The following is a 2,221-nucleotide window of genomic DNA, read 5'->3' on the forward strand; positions in this document are numbered from 1 at the left end:
TTGAGGGGCATTGGGTAGAGAGCGATGGTAAGCAGTTGGCTATTTCATGGTTTGGAGGCTGGTCAAATTTATTTACTGCTCTAAGTTTCTTGCTAATGGTCGCAGCGGTTATGTTTTTTTTCGTTGATTTGGTTGTTATTGGTTTTGTGTGGGGCGACTATCGATGGGTGCCATTTGCTATATATGCACCTATGTTTATTGTCGGTTTTTATATGCTGAAACATCGCGCAATATTAGCGCACCGAGATAATTTTTACTTTAATCGCCATACCGGCCTCGTGAAAACTCCGCATACTTTATTTAGAAAACCGTTTTATTTACCTTATGAAGACATTGTTTGCTATGGTGCAAATCAGCGTAATGTCGGCTCAGCCCGTGGTGGCTCACGTGTATTTGTATCACTCATGGTGCCGTTAAAATACCCTAAACATTATCGCTTCACTAAGCCAACATTTTATGTAGGTGGTTCAAACCGTGACTGGGATTCACTGGCATACGCCACAGCGATGACCTTTATGGATACATCCATCCCGCTTGGTACTCACTTATATCAATCGATAGAGCATTACTTCAAAATTGATAAAGACATAACAGAAAAACACGGATTCCCAGAAGAGCTAAAACCCTATTTAGATCCAGTCGATTGCCAAGTAAATAGAGAAGCCGTGTGGTAGTGAAGCTAGTTTGGTTTGTATTTACGCAAAGGAGTGGCACCGAACTGTAAATAAATAGTTAGTAATACAGTTCGGTAATAAGGAAGTTGAATATGCTTGAGCAATACGCAGAAACAGCTTATCGCGGTAAACAAGCTGCAAAATTTAGAAATGAAATCGCAACAGATGAGCGTGATTCTATGTATTGCCGTTATCAAAGTGAGCAAGCTATTTACCCTAGGGAGAACTTATTTGGATATTGCTTTGATAGCAGTCAGATGAGTTATTATAAAGGGAATATTAATGGTCAAACAGACTATGATCGCTCAATTTTAACTAAAGGAAAAAATAAGTTGACGTTGGCCTTAATTGCAAATGCTACAAATATTATTGGTTTGACGAACTTTACTTGGGCGATGCTACATTTATTCTTTGTTTTTTTTATGTTTATTCTACCCTTATTTTCCCTTGCTTTAGGGGCATATGAACTTGCATTTGATTTTTTTATCATTCTTTTAAGTTGCTGGGGGGGATCTAAATTAATTAGCTTGCTAATTTGGCCTTTTTTTCGTTTCAAATTTAATCTAGCCACAATTTTTAACCGTAAAACGGGTATGGTTGAAGTACCGACTAAGAATGCAAAAAATTTTGATACACTCCCTTTTGAAGAGTTCAATGCTCACTATAAGGTAGCCCATAATCCTAAAAGTGGTTTTGCTAATAGAGGCTTTACATTACTGCATTATAAGAAAAACATTCGTTATGAACAGACTTATAGTAACCAAATAGCCTGTGCTTTTTTGCACTGGGAGTTATTGCAAAATTTTATGGATGTTACTCAGCCTTTGGCCGATATCCCGCAATTTGAATATTATCGAGAGTTTGATAAAGCGAACGGTCGTCCAAAATACTTTTGGTATCGTGCTGATAAATCTTTTTTAAAAAAGATGAGCCAAGCAAAAGACGAGCAATTAAAAGAGTTTAATGATGACGAGCAACTAGATAATTTACTGATGGGTAAACCAATCAAAAAGCTCAATCCACCTGAAATTTTTAAGTTTCCTTGGAAATACGCAGAAAATATAAAACCAGAAAGTGAGATTAAATTTGGCAAAACAGCGTGGCAAAAATTCACTTCGTTTTTAATGATTGATTTGTAAAAACTGACTGTTAGGGCAACATTGAAAGGTAAGGATATCAATGTCTATTTCGTATAGATTTGCAAAAATGAATGCAAGAACAATCGAAGCGTTACAAAAATTTAAACAGTATATCGCTCTAAATAAGTTTGAATATAGCTCACTAGCCACCTTAAACGCCGGGCAAACAAAGAAATCACTAAGCCATGGGAAAAATGGCCAATCGACGAAAGCTTAAATCAGCCTGATACAACGCCTTATTGGAAGCGATTAACAAAAACCTTATTAAGACAAGTAGCAGTGGGTGTTTAGGGTCTGAGATATTTAAAGTGGAATGGTTAAAAACAAGGAATGTAGATAGCAATGACAATGAGTAGTGATGATAAAAGCTCAGTAAAATCAAGCAAGCTGGATGATTTAATTGATAAC

The 2,221-nt window shown here is 36.5% G+C and carries 3 protein-coding genes; all 3 read left to right on the top strand.

Annotation, left to right across the window (positions count from 1 at the left end; all coding sequences use genetic code 11):
- Positions 1–674 (top strand): hypothetical protein (locus CWB80_RS21990; protein ID WP_138686318.1); only part of this gene is annotated, 674 nt, incomplete at its 5' end.
- Between the two features lie 92 nt (positions 675–766).
- The gene (locus tag CWB80_RS21995) at positions 767–1,813 is read left to right on the top strand and encodes a hypothetical protein (RefSeq protein ID WP_138599210.1); all 1,047 of its coding nucleotides are present in this window, start codon (positions 767–769) and stop codon (positions 1,811–1,813) included.
- Positions 1,814–1,853: 40 nt separating this feature from the next.
- Positions 1,854–2,030 (top strand): hypothetical protein, encoded by a 177-nt coding sequence (locus tag CWB80_RS22625; RefSeq protein ID WP_171041577.1) that lies wholly within the window; start codon positions 1,854–1,856, stop codon positions 2,028–2,030.
- Positions 2,031–2,221: the final 191 nt, after the last annotated feature.

This window comes from Pseudoalteromonas sp. S1650, from assembly GCF_005887195.1.
Lineage (GTDB): Bacteria > Pseudomonadota > Gammaproteobacteria > Enterobacterales > Alteromonadaceae > Pseudoalteromonas > Pseudoalteromonas simplex.

Bases quoted from the DNA above. Each gene is read 5' to 3' on its own strand.
- CWB80_RS21995 (WP_138599210.1), top strand. From the start codon at position 767: ATGCTTGAGCAATACGCAGAAACAGCTTATCGCGGTAAACAAGCTGCA.
- CWB80_RS22625 (WP_171041577.1), top strand. From the start codon at position 1,854: ATGTCTATTTCGTATAGATTTGCAAAAATGAATGCAAGAACAATCGAA.